Here is a 21153-nt window from a genome sequence, read left to right on the forward strand (position 1 = left end):
TCGGGAGACGTGAAAAAACCAAGCAGATTTTATGCCGAGACCGATGGCTTGTAAACACTGGAAATAAACAGGATGCGGGTGCCTGCCGGCCTCGGAGGGACCTATGGCAGACACGTGGGGAAACTCCCCTGCCCCTCCCCCCTTCATTTCCCCTTTCACATTCCGCACATTCATACCAAAAGCCATCACCTCCCAGCCTTGATTCCCTTTCCCAAAACCGCTCCAATGGCTGGATGAAACCTTTCGATCTCCAGGTCAATGGCTACGCGGGCACCGATTTTAACGGCGACAACCTCACCGCCGAATCCCTCCACCACGCGTGCGAGGCCTTGGCGCAAGACGGCTGTGACGCCATCCTGGCCACGTTTATCACGGACGAAATTCCCACCTTGGAACGCCGCATCGGCAAACTGGTGGAATTGCGAGAAAAAGACGAGCTTGCCCGTCGCATCATCACCGGAATCCATATCGAGGGGCCGTTCATCAATCCCATCAAAGGCTACGTGGGTGCCCACCCCCCTCATGCGGTGAAACCTGCGAACGTGGACGACGCCAAGCGCCTGCTCACAGCCGCCGGCGGTCTGGCCAAACTCGTCACCCTGGCCCCCGAGCACGATGAAGGCTGCAAAACTACCGCTTTCCTGGCCTCTCAGGGGGTAACGGTTTCCGCCGGACACTGTGATCCCACGCTGGACCAGCTGAGCGCGGCCTGCGACGCCGGGCTGAACATGTTCACCCACCTCGGAAACGGCTGCCCCATTCAGATGCACCGGCATGACAACATCATCCAGCGCGCCCTAAGCCTGCATGACCGCCTGTGGCTCTGCTTCATCCCGGACGGGGTGCATGTGCCGTTCTTTGTGCTGAAAAACTGGCTGGCCGGCATCAGCCTGGAGCGTACCATTTTCGTGACGGACGCCATCTCTGCCGCCCGCCTGGGCCCCGGTCGCTACACCCTCGCCGGATGGGATATCCTCATTGGCGAAGACCTCGTGGCCCGCTCCCCGGATGGCACGCATTTTGTGGGCAGCACCGTCACCGTGCCGAGGATCAAGGCGAATGCGCTGGCAGAACTGGGAATGAGCGACGCGGATCTGAAGCAGGTGCTGGATGTGAATCCGCGGAAGGCGATTATGGTCTGACGCCTGTCTTGCTATGAACCAAAGAGCTCTCTCTTGCGAGCACGCTGCTGATTTGGCGAAAGCTTACCTTCGCAGAAGAATCAGCAGAGAAAGGTTTTTGTACACGCCCAGTGCAGTGTTGGAACAAGAGCACTCTTGGTTGTTTGATTTTTATTATACAAAGTGGCGCAGCCTTCGGAAGACTTCGGAGCCATTTGGAATACAACTCAGGGTTGAGAAGAAGACGGGCAAGACCACTTGCCATACGCCTCTTGTGAAAAGTAATCATTGATTGAAGGGCCATTTGTGAATCCTTTTCTCTGGCTCGAATCTAAACGCGGACGCTACACTGTCGTCCGCTGGCTTTTTCCGCGCCTGCTGGCGGGCATCTACCTCATCGCGTTTGCCTCCTGGGGCGTGCAGTATGACGGGCTGGTGGGTGAAGAGGGCATCCTGCCGGCGAAGGCGCTGATGGAAAACATCCACGCCTATGAAGCACGCGAGCACCACACGCTCTTCTGGCAGATGCCCACGGTCTTTCACTGGCATTACAGCGATGCCTTTGCGCATGGCATTCTGATCTCCTGCTGTGTACTGGCGGTGCTGGTGATGGCGGGTGTGGCGCAGGGGCCGCTGCTGGCTCTGCTTTGGTTTGGCTACCTTTCGTTTGCCACCACGGGCGAGATTTTCATGGGCTACCAGTGGGATGCCCTGCTGCTGGAGGCAGGGCTGCTGGCGCTCTTCCTCGCGCCGTGGCGGCTGTGGTCCTGGCGTGGGCCGACGGACCCACCACGCGGCTCCGTGTTCCTCCTGCACTGGCTGCTCTTCCGCCTGATGTTTCTCTCCGGCTATGTGAAGATCGGCGGTGGCGACCTGCCGTGGCATGACATGACCGCGCTGCTATACCACTACGAGACGCAGCCGCTGCCCAATGGCCTTTCGTGGTTCGCCCATCATGCACCGCGCTGGTTTCATGTGACCGGCTGCTGGATCATGTATGTCATCGAGCTGGGCCTGCCCTTTGCCATTTTCCTCGGTCGCTGGGGGCGGCTGGCGGCGGCGCTGGGATTTCTCGTTTTGATGGCCATGATCTCCGCCACGGGGAACTACAACTTTTTCGACCTGCTCACCGCCGCACTCGCGATCACGCTGCTGGATGACCGCTGGTGGTTGAAAAGAGTGCGACGCTGGCTGCGCATCGAGGACGACGCCCCGCGCCCGGCCTTCAAACGCTGGACGGAGTGGCCTGCGCTGGCCGCAGTTGTACCTGTGATGCTGTTCACCCTCCTCGCGGCCGATTCCTTCCTTTCCGGCCGCATCCCCGGTTACAAGCAGGCTCTGCCTGCCGCACTGCATGAAACGCTCGACTCCCCTCTCGCCCGGACACGCAGTTTCAATGCGTATGGCTTGTTTCAGGACATGACGGAGCAGAGACCGGAGATCATTCTGGAAGTCAGCGACGACGGCGCCTTCTTTCTGCCGCTCGATTTCAAATACAAACCCGGGGACCTCAAGCGACGGCCGCCCTTCATTGCTCCGCATCAGCCGCGGCTCGACTGGCAGATGTGGTTCGCTGCGCTGTATCCCGGCTACGATCCGCAGCGCGATTCCAATCCCGCCGCCCCCATGCACTGGTTTGGCCAGTTTTGCACCGCACTGCTCAAGCACAAACAACCGGTGTGGGACCTGCTGGAGCCGCCCCCCTTCCCGATCGAAAAAATCACCCACATCCGGGCCAGGCTCTACCGCTACCATTTTACCAGTCCGGAAGTGCGTCAGACCACCGGGGAATGGTGGGAACGCGAGCAAACCGGGCTGTTCAGCGGAACGATGTCGCTGAAGGCCCCCGCGAGATGATTCATCCCTCACGTGACATTCTCCTTGCGTCTCTCCCATCCTGCGGCACTATCGCGGCCCCTCGTTCGTTTTTCGGACGAAGGAACAACCTTCGGGGCGTAGCTCAGCCTGGTAGAGCGCTTGCTTTGGGAGCAAGAAGTCGTGAGTTCGAATCTCGCCGCCCCGACCATCTGAAATTCTTCAGATTTTAGATTTCATTCCGCAGCAATGTCCGCCCTTTACGCCACCGCCCTGAACACCTTCAAGGAAATGGGCTGGCACTACCGAGAAGTCTCCGAGCACTCCGTCATCGAGGCCGATTTTGAAGCCCACCACACCAAGGTGCCCCTGCATGTGCAGGTTTTTGGGGAGACACACATCATCACCGTCGTCTCAAACTCCACGCAGCAGGTGCCGGCCACCCACCGCCTGCCGGTATGCGAGCTGCTCATGCGCACAAACAAGGACCTGAACCTCGGCAATTTCGAGCTCGAATGGGAGAACGGCCAGGTGATGTTCCGTGTCACCAATGTCTTCCCGCCGAACCGACATGATTCGCGCATCATCGCCAGCCTGGTGCATTCCGCGGTAGCGGAGATGGACCGCCTCACGCCTTTCCTCGGCGAAATCATCCGCACTCCCAAAGGCGAACTGCTGCTGCTCAAGGTGGCTGACTTGATGCTGCGCGAAGATTTGCTGCCACCAGCGCCCGAGGCTGAGTGATTGGACGTGACACGGACCGCCCGCCTGTGCTTCTTTGGCGGCGATCAGGCTTCCCCCATGTCCGCCCGCTACAGACTCCAGCAGCACCCGGCCTTCAGCGACCCGCTGTCCAGAGAGGACCTGTACACGCTCGTGTCCCGCGGCTCACTGGCCCGTGGCGAGATGTGTGTGGATGAGGCCACCGGTTTTTCCCATACCGTGGGCGAACTTATCAGCGGCATGCGCCAGCCCGGCGCTTTCAGCGGCCAGTCGCGCATCACCCGGCCTGCCTACCGGGAGTTCAGCCCGGACACGGAGCTTCCTGAAGAAGAAGAGGAGGAAGAAACAGACGAAGAAGATGAAGGAGAGGAGCCGGATGCTCTGGAGGAGAAGGCCATGAAGGACCGCGATTTCTCCCCGAGCGGCGAGGTGATTCTGCATCACGCGCACCCTTCCTGGCTGGGTTACACGAAAGCGCTGATCCTCTGCATCCTGCTCACCACCGCAGGCGGCCTGCTGTTCGTCATTCAGTTTGAATACGCCCTCATTGCCTTCCTCTGCGCATCCTCCACGCTCATCGCCGTCGGCATTTCACGCTACTCGCACGACTACATCGTCACGCGCGAGCGCGTGGAGCTGATCTGGGGCATCATCGGCAAGAGCTCGAAGGAGGCGCGCATCTGCGACATTCGCAGCATCGATGTGTATGAAAGCGGCATCAAGGGCCTGCTCGGTTTGGGAACCATAGATTTTTCCACCGCCGCCAATGCCGGCATCGAAGTACAGTTCAAGGACCTGCGCCGCGCCCACGTGGTGAAGGATCTGGTGCGCAAACTCCAGCGCGGCGTAGACCCGACCAATGATTGAAAACGACGAGCGTCGAATGTTGAAGGACAGGCCGGGAGACCGGGCGGCGGTCATCCGCAGGTTCGTTCTGCTTTCGATCTTGATTCTTTTGCATGCGTCCTTCGCGTTCGGTGCACCGTTCTCCCGCGCCATCGACATCCGCATGCTGCCCTATGAACGCAGCCTGGAAAAACTGCCGGTCGATCTCACGGCGACCGTGGGCTTCGTGGAAAATGGCGGCACCGTCTTCGTGCAGGACGACACTGCGGGCACACACCTGCACTTCAAGCCTTCGCGCACGGATCTCCGCGTGGGAGACCATGTGCGCATCCAGGGGACCACGACTTCCGGCCTCTACTTTCCAGGGGTGGATGTCTCCCAGCTGCAAATTCTCGGTCACGAGGCCCCGCCCACCGCCGAACCCGCCACTTACGATGATCTCGCGACAGGCCGATTCCATTACCAGCGTGTGATCGTCGAAGGACTGGGCAGAACAGTGACGCCGCTGGACGAAAACCGCACGCTGCTGCGCCTGGCCATCGGCAGCCGTGTGCTGGAGGTGCGCATCGATGCCCCGGTGGAGACAGCGCCAGACCTCGTCGACGCACGCCTGCGCATCACCGCACTTGCCGCAGGCGGCATCAATGACCGCCGTCAGCTTGTCTTTCCCTATCTGCGCGTCACCGACTGGAGTGATGTGGTGATCACGAAAGAGGCGCCAAAGGCGGAGTCGCTTCCCATCACCTCCGTGGTGACCTTGCTGCAGTTTGGCGCTGCGGATGAACCCCATCATCGTGTCCGCATTCGCGGCACCGTGCTGGCCGCTTTTCCCGACGGCCGCGTTTTCCTGCGCGATTCCCTTCCGCCACCGCCACCGCGTGAGACGCCGCAGGGTGCCGTGCCCACACCGCCCCAGACGCCGTCCATCGCCATCCACCTTCTGGCAGCCACCCCGCTCACGCCGGGAGATGTCGCGGACATCACCGGATTTCCCACCATGGCGGGTTTCAGCGCTTCTCTGGCAGATGCACTGGTGCTGACCGCAAGTCCCGATGCCGCGCCCGCAGCAGCGCTTGTTTCTCTCAAAGAATTTCAGCAGGGTTCACATGACGCCGATCTCGTTCAGCTCTCCTCGCCTGCAGTGCTCAATGATTCTTTCCGCACCATCGATGGCTTCGAGCTGCGCCTTACTTCCAACGGCACTCCACTGCGCGCGTTCCTGCTTCAGCCCAGCCCACCCGACATCGAGATCGGCGCCTCTCTTGAGCTCACCGGCATCTGCCTGGTGGAGTCTTCTACAGACAAAGGGTTTCGATCCCAGGCAGAGCGCGCATCCCTGCTGCTGCGATCCCCGGCAGACATCCGCGTGCTGAGTGCCGCACCGTTCTGGACTGCGGGCCGCCTCGTCATCGCCATCAGCATTCTCGCGGGCGTCGTGCTGCTCGCTTTCATCTGGATCGCCGCGCAAAGGCGGCAGATCAGCGCGCTCAGCAGCCGCATCGTGCAGCAGGCCACGCTGGATGAGCGGCAGCGCATCGCCCGTGAATTCCATGACACCCTGGAGCAGGAGCTCACGGGCCTCTCCCTGCGCCTGGACGCCGCCACCACGCGTCCGCTGGAAGACAAAGCACGCAGTCTCATCGAAACCTCGCGCAGTCTCGTTTCCCGCATTCAAAGCGAGGCGCGCAACCTCGTGACCGACCTGCGGGACACCGCGCAACTGCACGACTTGCTCGGCGCTCTGCGTGAAATTCAAACCCGCATGCCGCCGGACGGTCCCGCGCTGAAGCTCGAGCTTCAGCCCGTGCCACCGATCTCCGGCCCTGTCTCCCACCACCTGCGCATGATCGCCCAGGAGGCCATCACCAATGCGCTCAAGCATGCGCAAGCCACGGAGATCACCCTTCAGCTTTCCACGTCTGCTGAGACATTGGTGCTCCGCATAGCTGACAACGGCCGCGGCTTCGCCAACAGCGCGGAAACCACCGGCAAGCCCGGCCACTTTGGCTGCATGGGCATCCGCGAGCGCTGCCGCAAAATAAATGCTGACATCACCTGGCAAAGCCAGCCCGGACAAGGCACCGTCGTTACCATTCGCCTGCCTCTGGACCTTTTGACTCCCTGAACTTTTTCACCGTGCCCCCTGCCCCGATCAAACTTCTCCTCATCGACGACCATTTTGTGGTTCGCAGCGGCCTCGTTGCATCGCTGGAGCTGGAGGATGATTTGAAGGTCGTGGGAGAAGCCGACCGTGGCGAGGAGGCTGCGGGCCTCTTCAGCAAAAAGAAACCCGACGTGGTGCTCATGGATTTGCAGCTCCCAGGAATCAGCGGCATCGACGCCACCGCTGCCGTTTTGGCCGAACATCCAGGCGCACGCATCCTCATCTTTTCCACCTTTGCCCGTGACGATGAAATCCAGGCCGCGCTGAAAGCCGGAGCTCTCGGCTACCTGCAAAAGTCATCCTCCCGCGGCGATCTCCTGGAGGCCATCCGCACCGTCGCCAAAGGAGAGCGCAGCCTGCCCGCGGACATAGCCCAGCGGCTCAAGGAACGCCTGGCGGAGCCGGAGATCACCCCCCGCGAACGGGAGATCCTGGCCCTCGTGACACGTGGCAATGCCAACAAGGAAATCGCCGCCACCCTGGGGATTGGGGAAGACACGGTGAAGCAGCACGTCAGCCGGATTTTGATGAAACTGAAGGTGAATGACCGGGCGCAAGCCACGGCGGAAGCCATCCGGCGTGGGCTCGTTCAGGTGTAAGCCCCCCCGCGCTGCCGGCCTCGGGCGTAAAAGTGTTTCGCGAACTCCTCTCCTATGCTTAGGTGGCGGTGGCCGCCCTTCTTCCATGAACACGCGTTTCCTCCTGGTCCTGGTATTTCTCACCTGTTGCCACTCCATCTTTGCGCTCGACGCCAACACCAACCAGCAGAGCGACATTTGGGAAATCCATTACGGCGCGATCGGCTTGCAGCCCCTTGCTGATGCCGACCATGATGGCTGGACGAATGCACAGGAAAGCGCAGCGGGCACCAATCCGCTCGATGCACACTCCTTTCCCCATTCTGCCATCTCCCCCGTGCTAACGGGTCAGGTCAGTCTGGGATGGTCAAGCGAAGCAGGCAAGATCTACAGCATCTACGGCAGCCCCGATGTCAATCCCGCCAACTACACCCTGATGGCCACCGTCACAGGCGATGGAACCTCGCTTCTGGCACCGCTGAACACGAACGGGCAGAGCCGCTGGTTTTTCAAACTCACCATCAATGATGTGGACACGGACCTTGACGGATTGAGCGACTGGGAGGAGCGGAAAATCGGCTTCAATCCTGCGCTCAATCACAGCGACCGCAACGACACCGATGACTTCACAAGGGCGAAAAACACGCTCACCACCAACAGCACCATCACGGTCGGTTTGATCGATGGAGACATGCGCGAAGACTGGCCGGACAAAGGGGTGATCGCCATCCGCCGGAGCGGCGGCCTGAAGGCGCTGACCGTCAATGTCATCTTCACCGGCACCGCCACGCGCAACGGTGACTACACCACCAACATTGCCGCCCAGCAGGTCTTCCTTCCCTTCGGTGCCCGTGAGGCATGGATCGAACTTTCTCCGATCAATGACGCGGCGGTCGAAGGCACCGAATCCATTGTGGCGACGGTCACGGCCGGCACAGGCTATTCCGTGGGCGCACTCAACAACGCCACGGTGGCTTTGGGCGATGCATCCCCCCTGCCCTGCGCCAAAGAAGCCGCGCGCTTTCTCATCCAGGCAGCGTTTGGACCCGACCAGGACGATACGGATGCAGACATCGTCCCGGAGAACGTGGAGGCGCTGATGGCCATGGGGCTTGAAGCCTGGATTGATGATCAGTTCACACGCCCCATCGGCTACATCCAGCCCTACACCAACTGGGCGCTGCAATACGCCAACGGTCTTGCGCTTTACGGCAACTACAAGGAGCACGCCTGGTGGGAGCGCGCAATGGGCGTGCCAAAGCTGCGCCCTGACTCCACCACCACGCAGCTGCCAGATCCCCTGCGCCAGCGCGTGGCTTTTGCCTTGAGCGAGATCCTTGTGACCTCCGACCGGCCGGAAACTCTCGCGGTCGATTACGAAGGCATGGCCAACTACTACGACATCTTTGAAGAGAACGCCTTCGGCAACTATCTCGACATCCTCAAGAAGGTCGCGATGCATCCGGTGATGGGAGTTTACCTCAGCCACCTCGGCAATCAAAAGGCCAACCCCGCCCTGAACATTCATCCTGACGAAAACTTCGCGCGCGAAGTCATGCAGCTTTTTACCATTGGTCTCTGGCAGCTGGAGACGGATGGCACGCGCAAAACTTATCCCGCCGGGCATCCGCAGGCGGGGCAGTTCATCCCGACTTACAGCAACTCGGACATCACCGAACTTGCCCGCGTATTCACCGGCCTCACCTGGAGCGGCAGCGCCAGCTTCAATCCAAACAATCTCATCAACGGTGACCGCCTGCACCCAATGATCATTTTTGACGCCTACCACGACTGCGGCGCCAAGACGCTGCTGAACGGCTACGTGGTGCCCGCCAGCACCCCTTCTGCGGGAAGCACCGGCACCGCGGGCACGGCAGACATCAACGCGGCAGTGACCAATCTCTTCAACCACCCCAACGTCGGCCCCTTTGTCGGGCGGCTGCTCATTCAGCGCTTCGTCACGTCCAATCCCAGCCACGCCTACATCGGCAGGGTTGCCGCCAAATTCAACGACAACGGCAGCGGCGTGCGCGGAGACATGAAGGCCTTCATCAAGGCCATCCTCATGGATCCTGAGGCGCGCGATCCGGCCATGATGGACTCGCCCACTTTTGGGAAAATGCGCGAGCCCTTTCTCCGTGTGGTCAATCTCGTCCGCGCCTTCAACGGCGCCTCGGTCTCCGGCCGCTATCCTCTGGACCAGTTTAATCTCGACCACCAGCAGGACCCGCAGAACTCTCCCAGCGTCTTCAATTTCTTTCTACCGGGCCACAGTCCTGCAGGGCCCGTCACCCAGATGGGGCTGGTGGCGCCGGAGTTCCAGATTCTCAATGCCACCTCCGCCATCACAGGCGCCAACTACTTCTACAATGCCATTGGCAACAACGACATGGCGCGCTGGGGTTCGGGAAATGCCGACTACGCCGTTCGCCTGAATGTGGACCCCGAACTGGGATACATCATTCCCGCCGCCCACATCAATGAGGACACGCCCAGCGTGTCCAATCTCATGGATCTGGATTTCCACATCCGGCGCATGGATCTCATGCTGCTCGGCGGCACCATGACACCGCAGCTTTTTCAATGCCTGCGCGAGTCGGTCGACCGCGTGAAGCCGCCAGATGCGAGCTGGCAGTGGCATCGCGAAAGGCTGCGGCAGCTTATCACCTCCATCGTTTCCTCGGCTGAATTCAATGTGCTGCGCTAACCCTTGAAGCCCTTGCTGCCATGATCGCCTTTCATTCCCCACGCCGTCAGTTTCTTGGCCAGGCCAGCTGTGCGGCCGTCAGCTCCATTCCAGTGCTGAACACGCTGCTGAATCTTTCCTTTGCGGAGAGATTAGCCGCTGTGACCGCCCCCACCAACAGCGACTACCGGGCCGTGGTCTGCCTGTTCCTTTCCGGTGGAAATGACAGCTTCAACATGCTCGTGCCGCGAGAGACCTCCGCGTATGCGCAGTACCAGGCCACACGGTCCAACCTCGCTCTCGCTCCGGGATCGCTCATCGACATTCATCCCACCGGCCAGAACACCTTTGCCGTGCATGGCGGCATGCCGGAGATCGCCACCTTGTTTGAAGCGGGGCATGCGGCTTTCGTAGCCAATGTGGGCACGCTGATCGAGCCGGTGCAAAACCGCACCCAGGTCTCGGCGGTGACAAAACAGCTGCCGCTCGGCCTCTACTCCCACTCGGACCAGATCGAGCAATGGCAGACCAGCCTGCCAAACCAGCGCTCCGGCATCGGCTGGGCCGGACGTACGGCCGATCTGCTGCAGGGTCTCAATGCCAATCAAAAGGTGCCGATGAACATCTCGCTCGATGGCAGCAACGTCTGGCAGACCGGTCATCAGAACGCCGAGTATGCCATCACCACGGGCGGAGCCGTTGCCCTGGAGAATTACAACTTCGGGTGGCAGCAGTATGACACCACCACGCAGGCCTTCAGCCAGTCGGTGGACAGCCATCTGGCGCAGCAGTATTCCAACATTCTCATGCAGACTTTCAACACCCGAAAGAAAGCTGCGCTGGATGCCTACGACGCCTTCACCACGGCCACCGCCGCCAGTCTCCCGGGCGGCATCACCTTCCCCGGCTCCTACGTCGGCTCGCGCTTGCAAATGATTGCGAAAGCCATCCAGGGCCATGCGCATGCGGCGCTCGGTGCGGTGCGGCAGACCTTCTTTGTCAATCTGGGCGGATGGGACCACCACAGCGGCGTGCTCAATCTTCAGGGACAGATGCTGCCGCAGATCAGCGCCGCCATCGGTGCGTTTTACAATCAGCTCGTCGCCATGAACATGCAGGACAAGGTGACGCTCTTCACCGCGTCTGACTTTGGCCGCACCCTCACCAGCAATGGCCAGGGCAGCGACCACGCCTGGGGCAGCAATCAGTTCGTCGTTGGCGGCAGCGTGCAGGGAAGAAAGATTTACGGCAGCTTCCCCAGCCTCGCGCTCAATCCGGACACCGGCCCGGAGCAGAACCCGCTCGACACCGGCAGCGGGCGCCTGATCCCAACCACAAGCTGCGACCAGTTCTTCGCGGAACTCGCCCTCTGGCTTGGAGTGTCCCCCACCGATCTTCCGCTCGTGCTGCCGAACATTGGCAACTTCTACACGCCCAGCGCCAGCAATCCGCCGCTGGGATTCATGATGTGAGCTGGCGGGAGCCAGTGGCGCCAGCATCGGCCCTGCCAGCAGCCCTCACCCCACACGAAAGTGGGGTGCCCAAAATGCTGAAAGCAGCGCCAATCTTGCGTTGTTAGGAGCATGACGCGCCCCGTTTTAGCCACATTCCTGCTCACCGCCCTCGCCGCTTCCGCCCAGAATGACAGCGGCGGTAATGACACGTCGGACAAGCCGGTCGCCAAACCCGTGATACAGTGGCGCTTTGACGATGCCAAGGAGCCCGGCCCCCGCGCGCCCACCTTCCCCAACTTCTCCAAGGACAACACCGCCCAGCGCTTCACGGGCGATGGCAAGAAATCCGCGCTGACCGTTCCGGACAGTGAACAGCTGCGCTTCCACCTCAATGAAACCATCACTCTGGAGGCTTGGGTGAAGCCTTCAGCCATGACCGGAACGCCCTACATCATCGGCAAAGGCCGCCTCGGGACGAAGGAATTTGGCACTGAAAACCAGAACTACGCGCTGCGCCTGCAGACCGCGAAAGGCGGCGCGCAGATCGGCTTTCTCTTCCACAGTGCGGACGTCCCCGGCAAGAAGGGCGACTGGCATCGCTGGTGGTCCAAGGACACGCTCTCCAGCTCCGGCTGGCACCACATCGCCGTCACCTACACCTTCGGCAAACTCAAGAGCATCAAAGGCTTCATCGACGGCCGCGAAACCGATGGCGTGTGGGACATGGGCGGCGAGACAGACCGCGCCCCTGTGACGGATGGCGACTCCCTCATGCTTGGCAGCGGCTCCACGCTGGCCGCTTCCCATTCCCTCAACGGCTGGCTGGACGACGTGGCCATTTATCGCGGCCCGATCGATGTCACCGCGCTGAAGGCAAAATATCAGTTCGTTCCGCCGCCACCGCCTATCGCCAAAAAGCAGGTGCCCGCAGGCCGCGTGCTGGTTCAGCTGGCCGAGGAAGGCATGCCCGATGCGAACGCCTGGCCCAGCGAGCACCCCAAAGTGGCCGAGACCTACACCGAGGACGTCTTCGGGTTCTTCGACGTGCCGCAGAAGTACGTGGACACCGGCGTGCGTGGCGAACGCCACGTGCCCTTCCTCCTGCGCGCCGCCGCCAGCATCACCTTCCCCAAAGGCAAACACCGCCTGCTGCTGCGTGCCCGTGGCGCAACCAATCTCTACATCGACAACAAGACCATCCTCACCACCCCCTTCCCGCCCAATGACAGCGACGGCCATCATCTCGTGGCTGATCAGCACGAGTACCTCAATCTGGGCCCGGACTTCCGTTTTGTGCCTCCAGGGAACCGTGAATCCTGGGTCGAGTTTGAAGGCACCGGCAAGCCGCAGTTCATCGTGATGGAGACGGTGGTGGGCAGCTTTGCGGGCAAGAGCGTGCGCCGCCCGGAGCTGGGAGAAACCGTCGTGGCCTGGAGCCCGCAGGGCAGCGAGACCTGGAAGCTCATCACCCCCGGCAAACGTGAAGTGCCCTACAACGACGCCGGCTGGGCCGCCTATGAGAAGGAGCGCAATGCGCACTATGCAGACGTGAATGCGAAGAAGCGCGCCGAGCTGCGCGCGCAGTCCGCACCTTACTGGGCCACGCGCCGAAAGGCCGCCGAGGCCTGGCTGGCGAAGAATCCCGTGGGCGAAGGCAGCATCGATGGATTCATCGCCGCGAAGATCGCCACGGTGAAGTCCCAGGACGCCCACAAAGGCAGCATCGACTACTTCAAGGACATCCAGCCCATCCTTGAAGCCAAGTGCACGGAGTGCCATCGCGGCTCAAAGGCCAAAGGCGGCCTGCATCTCGACTCGCTGGCCGACGCCATGAAGGGCGGCAAGTCTGACGGGGCCGCCGTCGATCCCGGCAAACCGGACCACAGCTCCCTCATCGCCCGCATCACCTCCAGCGATGAAGACGAGATCATGCCGCCCAAGGGCAAGCCTTTGACCAAGGACGAGATCGCCCTGCTCACCACCTGGATCAAAGAAGGCGCGCACTGGCCGGAGATCCGCGCGGACCACCTGACGCTCACCCCTTTGACGGACGACCTCACCTTCCTGCGCCGCGTGTATGTGGATGCGATTGGCGTGCCGCCCTCGCTGGAGGAAATCGCTGCGTTCCAGAAAAATCCAGATCGGAAGGCCGTGATCGACCAGCTTCTGCAAGACCCGCGCTGGGCCGACAACTGGATGGGCTACTGGCAGGACGTCCTCGCCGAAAATCCGAACATCCTGAACCCCACGCTGAATAACACGGGGCCCTTCCGCTGGTGGCTCTATGAGTCCCTGCAGGACAACAAGCCCATGGACTTCTTTGTCACCGAACTCCTGCGCATGCGCGGCAGCGAGCGCCTTGGCGGACCCGCCGGATTTGGCACCGCCTCGCAGAATGATGTGCCCATGGCCGCCAAGGGCACCATCGTCAGCACCGCCTTCCTCGGTGTGGAAATGAAGTGCGCGCGCTGCCATGACTCGCCCACCGGCAAGTCCATCCAGCAGGATCTGTTTGAACTCGCCGCCATGCTCGGCACGAAGGAAATTGAAGTCCCCAAAACCAGCAGCGTGCCGATGGACAAGATCCACGCCGGTGGCCGCAAGCCGCTGATCCAGGTGACGCTGCAGCCCGGCACCAAGGTGCAGCCAAAGTGGCCCTTTGCTGAATTCTGCGATGAAGCCGCGGCGAAGCTGGCGGAAGATCCGAAGGACAGCCGCGATGTGCTCGCCGCCATGATCACCGCACCGCAGAACGAGCGCTTCGCGCAGGTCATCGCCAACCGCGTCTGGGCCCGCTTCATGGGCCGCGGCATCGTCGAGCCGATCGAAGACTGGGAGAAAGGCAAGCCCTCCCATCCCGAGCTGTTGAAGTGGCTCGGACGCCAGTTTGTCAGCGGCGGCTACGACGTGAAACACCTGGCACGCCTAATCCTCAACAGTGAGGCCTATCAGCGCGCCACTGATCCGACGCTCAAGCAGACCAGCCCGCTCTTCACCAGCCCCGCGCCGCGCCGTCTGCAGGCCGAGCAGATCGTGGACTCTCTCTTCTCCGCCACCGGCAAGCCCTTCCACACCGAAGAAGTCTGCCTCGACATCGACAACACGCGCGATCTCAAAAACGCCATCCACATGGGCAAGCCACACCATAGCTGGATGCTCACCAGCACCAGCAATGAGCGCGACCGCCCCAGCCTCGCCCTGCCCCGCATCCAAGCCGTGACAGATGTGCTCAGCGCCTTCGGCTGGCGTGGCTCCCGCCAGGATCCCGTGAGCAAGCGCGATGCCGACCCCAACGTGCTTCAGCCCGCCATCCTCAGCAACGGCACTCTCGGCGTGTGGCTCACCCGCCTTAGCGATGACCACGGCATCACCTCCCTCGCGCTGCAAAGCGAATCACTCGACCAGTTCATCGACCAGCTCTTCCTCAAGCTGCTCACCCGCCACCCCACCGCCGAAGAGCGCGCGATTTACACGAAGCACCTGAGCGCTGGATTTGAGAAGCGCATCGTGCCTCAGTCCGAGCTCCGCGCTCTCCCTGCCGAAACCCGCACTCGTGAAAAATACGTGAGCTGGTCCAACCACCTCGACGGCGAAGCCACCACCGTCCGCATGGCCCAGGAAGCCGCCGCCCGCGCCGGAGATCCCCCCACCACAAAGCTGAATGCCGAATGGCGCGGCCACCTGGAAGACGTGCTGTGGGCCCTGCTCAATGCCCCTGAGTGGGCTTTTAGCCCTTGAGAAAGCCGATAAAAATGGATAGGGTTCTTCCATGAGCACTCAAACTGCAGCCATTCTCGAACAGGTTCGCCAGTTGCCGCAAGCGGAGCGGGAAGAGCTCTACTGGCAGCTTGGAGACTGCCTCTTTGACAAGGCTGGGCAGCAGGAAGCTGAGGATGATGAACTGAAAGCCACCCTTGATCGGCGTTGGAATGAAATCACCTCGGGCATAGTACAGTGTCCGGACGCCTTCACGGTACTGAACAAAATCGAGGCCAGGCTCCATGCGACGATTGCTGCTGCATCCTGAAGTCGAGGATGAAATCGAAAGCTGGGCAATGATTTTGGCTAAGCGCAGCGATCGTTCACCTGCACGATTTATTGCAGAGTTACGGTCAGGATTCCATCGCATTCGTGAAAGGCCAACGCATGCACATTTCATCTATCAAAGTTACCGCAGGCTAAATCTCGATCGCTTTTCGCACATGGTCGTTTATCGAGAGTACGGCGATGCAGTTTACGTCATCGCAGTGGCTCACGAGAAACGCCATCCCGATTATTGGAAGCGCCGCATCATTGACGACATCGGCTAATTCCCCACCCCACGAAAGTGAGGTGCCCCGGAAAGTGAAAACTGTCCTGATTTTGCGTTTATAGTACATCACACCATGAAACGCCGCTCCTTCCTCACCTCAGCCGCCGCTATGGGCGCAGCTCCGTTGTTCGCAAACAACACCACCGTCCATACGCCAAAGGGCAAGGCCGAGCACTGCATCTTCATCTGGCTGGGCGGCGGCATGGCGCAGATCGACACCTTTGACCCCAAGAAGATCGGCAACAACACCGACAAAACGAAAGTGGCGGGATCGCTCTACAAGGCCATCGACACGACCGTGCCCGGCGTGCAGGTGACCGAGCATCTGAGCAAGACCGCCAAAGTCATGGAACACGTCACCGTCATGCGCACGGTGAACCACCACGTCATCGACGAGCATGCGTTCGCCACCAACATCGTCCACACCGGGCGCATGATCTCCGGCAACGTCGTGTATCCCAGCATCGGCTCCATCATCGCCCATGAGCGCGGCGCCGCCGGCGAAGGCATGCCGCCTTACATCCTCATTGGCTATCCCAACGTCAGCCGAGGCCCGGGCTTCCTGGGTGCCAAGGCGGGCTACGTCTATCTCACCGATACCAACACCGGCCCCGCCGGCTTTACCCGCCCGGACTTCGTGGATGAAAAGCGCGCCCTCACCCGCGAGCAGCTCCTGGCACCGCTCATGTCCCGCGCGCCGCGCGAATCTGCCATTTCCGACTACAAGGCAGCGCAGGAACAGGCCCTGAGCCTCTCCGGCCCGCAGTTCATGCGGCATTTCAACCTCAAGGAAGAACCTGCCGCTCTGCGCAATGCCTACGGTGGTGAATTCGGCCAGCGCTGCCTGCTCTCTCGGCGCCTGGTGCAGGCGGGTGTTCGTTTCATCGAGGTCTCGCACAACCTCAACTTCATGAACGGCACCGGCTGGGACATTCACAACGAAGGCTACAAAAACCAGCACCTCCTCATTCAGGAACTGGACACCGCCCTCGCCGCCCTTATCCGTGATTTGAAAGACAAGAAGCTCCTCGACAAGACGCTGATCGTCGTAGGCACCGAATTCGGCCGCCCACCAGAATTCGACGGACGCGGCGGCCGCGGCCACCAGGGCACCACCTTCTCCATGGTCCTCGCCGGCGGCGGTCTGAATCACTGCGGCGCCTATGGCGTGAGCGACGAGCTTTCCAAGAAGCCCGTGGAGAACCCCGTGCCGCTGGTGGATTTCCACGCCACGGTTCATGCCGCGATGGGCATTGATCCCAGCAAGGAACTGATGGACGGAACGCGTCCGGTGCCGATCACCGATGGCGGGAAGCCAGTGGCCGCCTTGTTTGGCTGAAGCACCACCACATCGTATCCTCGGCACCGCCCCCCTCAAAGAAGCGGACGAAAAAAAACACGCGATGCCTTGCGGCATCGCGTGCTCAAACAACACACACTCTTCCCCCGCTTACGCGAAGAGACTTGTGATCGGCTGGCCTTTGTCCGCGATCGTGAACGGACGCTTGCTGGGGCTGTAGATCACCTGGTCAAGCGGCAGACCAAGGGCGTAGGCGATGGAAGCATTGAAGTCCATGATCTTGACCTTGTCCTCGACGACCTCGCGGCCTTCCTTGTCGGTCTTGCCGTAGGTGTAGCCACCTTTGACACCGCCGCCGAACATGACGCCGGAGAAGGCCTTCGGATAGTGGTCACGTCCAGCGTTCTGATTGATGTCAGGCGTGCGGCCGAACTCAGAAGTCAGAACGATGAGGGTGTCTTCCAGCAGACCGCGGTTGTGCAGGTCAGAAATCAGGGTCGCAAGGCCCTTGTCGAGCGTTTCGCAGCGGTCAGGCACGGCCACAAAGTTGGCGTTGTGCGTGTCCCAGCCGCCGAGGGAAACTTCCACGAAACGGACGCCGCGCTCCACCAGACGGCGTGCCAGCAGGCAGCCCTGGCCGAAGGCTTCCTTGCCGTAGGCGGCACGGAGTTCACCGGGTTCTTCGCTGAGGTCAAAGGCCTTGAGGTCTTCCGACTTCATCATCGCCATCGCGTCATCATACATGTCGGCATAGGCCTTCACGTTGCGGTGCGGGAAGGTGGCGCGGAAATCCTTGTCGAGTTCATCCGCCAGCTTCATGCGCGCCTGGAATTTTTCTTCCGGGCTGCCGTTCTTGATGTTCTTGAGTCCGTTTTCAGGATTGCTGACAAACAGCGGAGCCTGCGCGGCGGGGAAGAAGCCCGCACCGGGATGACGGCTGTCGTTGCCGATGAAGACAAAGTTTGGAAGGGTGCTGTTGCCACCGCCCTGGAACACATTGAGCCAGGCGCCCATGGCGGGATGGCGGATGGTACCGCGCATCTCGTAGCTGGTGTGCATCATGTAGTTCCCCTGCTCATGAGCACCCTGGGTGGAGGAGAGGGAATTGATGACCGTGCCGTGGTGCATCTGCTGCGCGGTGAGCGGCAGGTATTCGGAAATGCGCACACCGTCCGCGCTGGTCTTGATCGGCTTGGTGGGGCCGGCGGTTTCCACGCCTTCCTTGGGATCCCAGGTGTCCATGTGGGACTGACCTCCGCTCATGTAGAGATAGATGACGTTCTTCGCCGTCGCCGCCTGCTTCAGCTTCGAGGAGCCTTCAAAGGCCGCGAAGGATTTGCTGGTGAGCGAGTTGCCAAGCAGGCCGACTCCGAGGAGGGAGCTGGCAGTTTTGGCCGCGAAGTCACGGCGGGTGATTTCACCCGAACGGACGAGTTTGGAGGCAAGTTCCTGTTTCATGGGAGGTGCGCGTGTGGTGTTGGGGTTGTCGTGTCTTACTGAATGAAAATGAATTGCTGCGTGTTGAGGAGAGAGAAAACGAGGTCCTCCATGCTGGAGAGGCCGCTGTCCTGCGCCTTGAGCCATACAGCTTTTTCAGCGGCTGTAGGCTTGCGGGAAAGCAGGGTCATGTAAGCGGCGTCCACCTTGTCATCCGGGTAGGGAGCCTTGTTCACGGTGAGCATGAGCTGGCTGTATTTGCTGGTGATCTGCGGCAGAAGGCTGCCGTTCATCATGGCCAGTGCCTGCGGAACGCTGGCATCGTTGTTGGCGTTTTCGATGGTCTCGCGGTCGCTCTGGCCAAATTCACGCAGGTAATGGCCGCGCGGGGCGGGGCTTTCGAGTTCGGCGGCACGCAGGGTGTTGCGGCTGATCTGCGCACGGGTGCTGATGTAGGCCTTGCGCTCCTTCTCGTCCTTGATGCCAAAGAAGTCGGCTTCTTCCGCATACGCGGCCTGAGTCTTCTGGGCGATGGCCTTCTCTTCCTCTTTGGTGAGAGCTTTGCGATCGTAGCCAGGAATGATGACCTTCTCGGCCTTGGCACCATTGGCCATCATCATCATTTCGCCGGCACCACTCATCATGGCAGGGGCGGCGTCCGCACCGCCGGCGCTGCTCTTCGCCGTCAGGGAAACGGTCTGGTAAGGCTTGCCGGTCACTTTTTCATAGAGCTTCTTCTGTCCCGGGGAAATGACCTGGGCGTAGGTGACGCGGCGGCCTTCGTTCTGGATGCGGTTGACCTCGCTGCGGATGGCATCGGCCTTCTTCTTCAATTCATCGGCCTTGGCCATCGCGGCCACTTTGGCTGGTCCGTCCGGCAGTGCCTCAGCCTCGTCACGGGCTTCCTTCGAAGCGGTGCGCGCCTCGGCAAAGAGCTTCTGCTGCGCATCGGTGCGCTCGCGGTTCTTGCTGTAGATTTCAGCAGCCTTCTTCAGGCCGTCGAGCGCTTCTTCGGCAGAGAGCGCCTCGACGCCGTCGGCAATCTTCTTGGCCTGCAGAATGCGCTGCTCCATGACTTCACGGTTGGCCTCGTTGATCATGTCCGGGCTGGGATTGATGAGGGTCACGAAGGAATCCCACATCTGCTCTGCCGTCATGCGGCGCAGGAGCGGACCGGTGAAATGATAAACGGTGCCCGGGGCGTGTTCTTCACGGGTGACCTGGGCCTGGTAGGCCTTGGTGTTGTAGAGGACGCGCAGGACGCCTTTCATGTCGTAGTTCATGTCCACCACGAGCTTCTCGATGTGCTTCTCCATTTCAGGAATCATGGGCACAGTGGTGTCCATGAGTTCATCCAGCGGTTCAATCAGAGCGAGACCAAACACGCGTTTCCAGAGGCGGTTTGCGATCACCGTGGTGAAGCGCGGATTTGCCGGGCTGGTCATCCAGCGTGCATAGGCCTGCAGCGGCGTCTCACCCGGCTGGGTGATGCACTCATGTCCCATCATCGTCTTGGGCTCCACGAGGGACTTCGGCTTGGCGTCCGTGTACTGATAATCGTGCGGCAGCGCAGGCTTGCGGTCGCGGCTGCTCACGGAGGTGTAGCGAAGGTTGTCACGCACATCCTGCATGGCTTCCTGGTAGCCGCGCTGCTCCTTGCGCAAGTTCTGGCGCGCTTCCTCCCGCTTCTTGTTCACTTCCTTCATCTCCGCCTCGAAGCTCTTGTAGGCGGCCAGGTAGTCCTTCTGCAGCTTTTCACGCTCCTCGGCGGGCATTTTGCCGTTGATGTTCGGACGCTGCGGCTTCTGCGGTTCCTTGATGGCGGCGCGGACGGCGTTTTCCTTCTCGCGCAGCAAATCGCTCACGCCAGACATCGTGTCGCCGCCGTAGTCCTGCGTCTGCACGCCATACGTGAAGGACGCCATTTGGTAGAACTGCATCTGCGACCACTTGTCGAACGGATGATTGTGGCACTGGGCGCACTCGATGCGCGTACCAAGGAAGACGCGGACGGTGTTGGCCATGTTGTCCAGCGGCATGCCGCGGTCCCGCATGTAGTAGCCGATGGCGCCGTTGTCCCAGGCCTTGCCCTGTGCGGCCACCATTTCCCTCACAAACTGGTCGTAGGGCTGGTTTTTGCGCAGGCTGTCTTTGACGAAGTTTGCGTAGGCCGCCCCTGTGATGCCACCGGTCTGATTGCCATTGGAGGTGACCCGCAGCACGTCCGCCCAATAATTGAAGAAGTGCTGCACATAGGCCTCCGAAGCGAGCAGCTTGTCGATCAGCTTGGCACGCTTGTCGGCCTCCTTGGAATTAAGGAACTCCTCAGTCTCACGCGTGGTGGGAATACGGCCGATGATGTCCAGGTAAATGCGGCGAACAAAGGTGTTGTCGTCCGTCTGTGGGTTGCCCTGAAGTTTGCTGGCCGCCCAGTCTTTGGCCAGAAGCGCATCAATCTGCTTGGCAGCGGCAGTGGTGGTTATTTTGCCCTCTGCCAGTGCAGAAGATTGCAAAACCAACGCGAGTAGGGGGAAGGCGTAGAGTTTCTTCATGTTCGAATAAACGCGCCAAAAAAAGCTACTTTTTCACAATCTCGGCACAATGACTCAGATTCCTTTCTGACATGGCACGATTTAAGCCCTTTTCTGCCTCGGGGTAAAAAACGTAAAAATTGGACTCTGTGAAGTCAGACCTCTCCCCTTCCGCTCCTTGGATCA

Annotated in this window: 14 protein-coding genes and 1 tRNA gene; 13 read left to right on the plus strand and 2 right to left on the minus strand. The window is 60.8% G+C overall.

Annotated features, from left to right (window positions below):
- Positions 1-233 precede the first annotated feature (233 nt).
- The 13 genes from ACILSO_RS08340 to ACILSO_RS08400 all read left to right on the plus strand — a co-directional run bounded on the left by ACILSO_RS08340 (position 234) and on the right by ACILSO_RS08400 (position 17038).
- A complete protein-coding gene (locus tag ACILSO_RS08340) occupies positions 234-1142 on the plus strand; it encodes an N-acetylglucosamine-6-phosphate deacetylase (RefSeq protein ID WP_395736924.1) in 909 nt (302 codons plus the stop codon).
- 285 nt (positions 1143-1427) lie between these two features.
- Positions 1428-2978 carry a lipase maturation factor family protein gene (locus ACILSO_RS08345; RefSeq protein WP_395736925.1) on the plus strand — a complete coding sequence of 517 codons (1551 nt, stop codon included), beginning with the start codon at positions 1428-1430 and terminating at the stop codon, positions 2976-2978.
- Between the two features lie 92 nt (positions 2979-3070).
- Positions 3071-3147: transfer RNA gene (locus ACILSO_RS08350), tRNA-Pro, on the plus strand.
- A gap of 38 nt (positions 3148-3185) precedes the next feature.
- Positions 3186-3680 carry a YbjN domain-containing protein gene (locus ACILSO_RS08355; protein WP_395736926.1) on the plus strand — a complete coding sequence of 165 codons (495 nt, stop codon included), beginning with the start codon at positions 3186-3188 and terminating at the stop codon, positions 3678-3680.
- 57 nt (positions 3681-3737) lie between these two features.
- Positions 3738-4526 (plus strand): PH domain-containing protein, encoded by a 789-nt coding sequence (locus tag ACILSO_RS08360; RefSeq protein ID WP_395736927.1) that lies wholly within the window; start codon positions 3738-3740, stop codon positions 4524-4526.
- Positions 4519-6630, plus strand: a complete 2112-nt coding sequence (locus ACILSO_RS08365; protein WP_395736928.1) for a sensor histidine kinase — start codon at positions 4519-4521, stop codon at positions 6628-6630. The genes ACILSO_RS08360 and ACILSO_RS08365 overlap by 8 nt, the downstream gene beginning before the upstream one ends.
- A gap of 11 nt (positions 6631-6641) precedes the next feature.
- The gene (locus tag ACILSO_RS08370; RefSeq protein WP_395736929.1) at positions 6642-7268 is read left to right on the plus strand and encodes a response regulator; all 627 of its coding nucleotides are present in this window, start codon (positions 6642-6644) and stop codon (positions 7266-7268) included.
- Positions 7269-7353: 85 nt separating this feature from the next.
- Entirely contained in the window at positions 7354-9954 is a 2601-nt protein-coding gene (locus tag ACILSO_RS08375; RefSeq protein ID WP_395736930.1) for a DUF1800 family protein, read from the plus strand.
- 20 nt (positions 9955-9974) lie between these two features.
- Positions 9975-11405, plus strand: a complete 1431-nt coding sequence (locus ACILSO_RS08380) for a DUF1501 domain-containing protein (RefSeq protein ID WP_395736931.1) — start codon at positions 9975-9977, stop codon at positions 11403-11405.
- A 111-nt stretch (positions 11406-11516) separates the two neighbouring features.
- Complete coding sequence (locus tag ACILSO_RS08385; RefSeq protein WP_395736932.1) at positions 11517-15125, plus strand: DUF1553 domain-containing protein; 3609 nt, start codon at positions 11517-11519, stop codon at positions 15123-15125.
- A gap of 31 nt (positions 15126-15156) precedes the next feature.
- Positions 15157-15414 carry a hypothetical protein gene (locus ACILSO_RS08390; RefSeq protein WP_395736933.1) on the plus strand — a complete coding sequence of 86 codons (258 nt, stop codon included), beginning with the start codon at positions 15157-15159 and terminating at the stop codon, positions 15412-15414.
- Complete coding sequence (locus ACILSO_RS08395; protein ID WP_395736934.1) at positions 15389-15697, plus strand: hypothetical protein; 309 nt, start codon at positions 15389-15391, stop codon at positions 15695-15697. The genes ACILSO_RS08390 and ACILSO_RS08395 overlap by 26 nt, the downstream gene beginning before the upstream one ends.
- 75 nt (positions 15698-15772) lie before the next feature.
- Positions 15773-17038: a DUF1501 domain-containing protein gene (locus tag ACILSO_RS08400; RefSeq protein WP_395736935.1), complete on the plus strand. Its 1266-nt coding sequence runs from the start codon at positions 15773-15775 to the stop codon at positions 17036-17038.
- 111 nt (positions 17039-17149) lie between these two features.
- Here ACILSO_RS08400 and ACILSO_RS08405 read toward each other — a convergent pair whose 3' ends face one another.
- Together ACILSO_RS08405 and ACILSO_RS08410 are read right to left on the minus strand one after the other, a co-directional pair.
- Positions 17150-18457: a DUF1501 domain-containing protein gene (locus ACILSO_RS08405; protein WP_395736936.1), complete on the minus strand. Its 1308-nt coding sequence runs from the start codon at positions 18455-18457 to the stop codon at positions 17150-17152.
- 35 nt (positions 18458-18492) lie between these two features.
- Positions 18493-20988, minus strand: a complete 2496-nt coding sequence (locus ACILSO_RS08410; RefSeq protein WP_395736937.1) for a DUF1549 domain-containing protein — start codon at positions 20986-20988, stop codon at positions 18493-18495.
- Positions 20989-21153: the final 165 nt, after the last annotated feature.

It is taken from the genome of Prosthecobacter sp. (assembly GCF_044226605.1).
Lineage (GTDB): Bacteria > Verrucomicrobiota > Verrucomicrobiia > Verrucomicrobiales > Verrucomicrobiaceae > Prosthecobacter.

What these genes read in the sequence shown, in the direction of transcription:
- ACILSO_RS08360 (WP_395736927.1), top strand. Translation starts at nt 3,738, where the DNA reads ATGTCCGCCCGCTACAGACTCCAGCAGCACCCGGCCTTCAGCGACCCG.
- ACILSO_RS08390 (WP_395736933.1), top strand. Translation starts at nt 15,157, where the DNA reads ATGAGCACTCAAACTGCAGCCATTCTCGAACAGGTTCGCCAGTTGCCG.
- ACILSO_RS08355 (WP_395736926.1), top strand. Translation starts at nt 3,186, where the DNA reads ATGTCCGCCCTTTACGCCACCGCCCTGAACACCTTCAAGGAAATGGGC.
- ACILSO_RS08380 (WP_395736931.1), top strand. Translation starts at nt 9,975, where the DNA reads ATGATCGCCTTTCATTCCCCACGCCGTCAGTTTCTTGGCCAGGCCAGC.
- ACILSO_RS08400 (WP_395736935.1), top strand. Translation starts at nt 15,773, where the DNA reads ATGAAACGCCGCTCCTTCCTCACCTCAGCCGCCGCTATGGGCGCAGCT.
- ACILSO_RS08385 (WP_395736932.1), top strand. Translation starts at nt 11,517, where the DNA reads ATGACGCGCCCCGTTTTAGCCACATTCCTGCTCACCGCCCTCGCCGCT.
- ACILSO_RS08410 (WP_395736937.1), bottom strand. Translation starts at nt 20,988, where the DNA reads ATGAAGAAACTCTACGCCTTCCCCCTACTCGCGTTGGTTTTGCAATCT.
- ACILSO_RS08340 (WP_395736924.1), top strand. Translation starts at nt 234, where the DNA reads ATGAAACCTTTCGATCTCCAGGTCAATGGCTACGCGGGCACCGATTTT.
- ACILSO_RS08395 (WP_395736934.1), top strand. Translation starts at nt 15,389, where the DNA reads ATGCGACGATTGCTGCTGCATCCTGAAGTCGAGGATGAAATCGAAAGC.
- ACILSO_RS08365 (WP_395736928.1), top strand. Translation starts at nt 4,519, where the DNA reads ATGATTGAAAACGACGAGCGTCGAATGTTGAAGGACAGGCCGGGAGAC.
- ACILSO_RS08375 (WP_395736930.1), top strand. Translation starts at nt 7,354, where the DNA reads ATGAACACGCGTTTCCTCCTGGTCCTGGTATTTCTCACCTGTTGCCAC.
- ACILSO_RS08405 (WP_395736936.1), bottom strand. Translation starts at nt 18,457, where the DNA reads ATGAAACAGGAACTTGCCTCCAAACTCGTCCGTTCGGGTGAAATCACC.